This is a genomic window from Phaeobacter sp. NW0010-22 (genome assembly GCF_040365955.1).
GTDB lineage: Bacteria > Pseudomonadota > Alphaproteobacteria > Rhodobacterales > Rhodobacteraceae > OMPR01.
Map to the genome: position 1 here is coordinate 1 of NZ_BAABWT010000026.1, position 500 is coordinate 500.

The window sequence follows — 500 nt, forward strand, 5'->3', positions numbered from 1 at the left end:
TGCGCATCACAGCTGAGGGTGATGTTGAGATTGACGACAGCCTGGCGGACATGGTTCCGGATGAGACGGATGATCCGACGCCTGTTGTGCCTGCGGAGCTTTTGCTGCCAGCGGTGACGGATGCGGATGGCTCCGAGGCACTGGAGAGCCTGGTGCTGACGATCACCGGGCTTCCGGGCGGTTCGGACCTGGCCAGCCTCGGGATCACCCTGCCCGCCGGGGCGACCTCGAGCATTGGCGACGACGCGACAACCGGCGCGGCGACGCTGGTGATCACGCTTGAGGCGGTGGCGGTGGGCGATGTGCTGGCGGCCTACCGCGCGCTGAGCCTGAGCCTCCCTGCAGATTTCTCGACCGCCAACCGCTCGGACCTGAGCAATGGCAACACCACCCTGCCTCTGACGCTCACGGTCGACGTGCAGACCAATGAGGACCAGAACCCCGCCACAGATACCCCCACAGACGGCACCGCAACCGCAACACGCATCATCGATATCGGC

General features: G+C 65.6%; 1 protein-coding gene. It reads left to right on the plus strand.

From position 1 onward, the window contains the following. A partial coding sequence (locus ABWV33_RS22415; RefSeq protein ID WP_353333968.1) for a hypothetical protein occupies positions 1-500 on the plus strand: 500 nt, incomplete at both ends.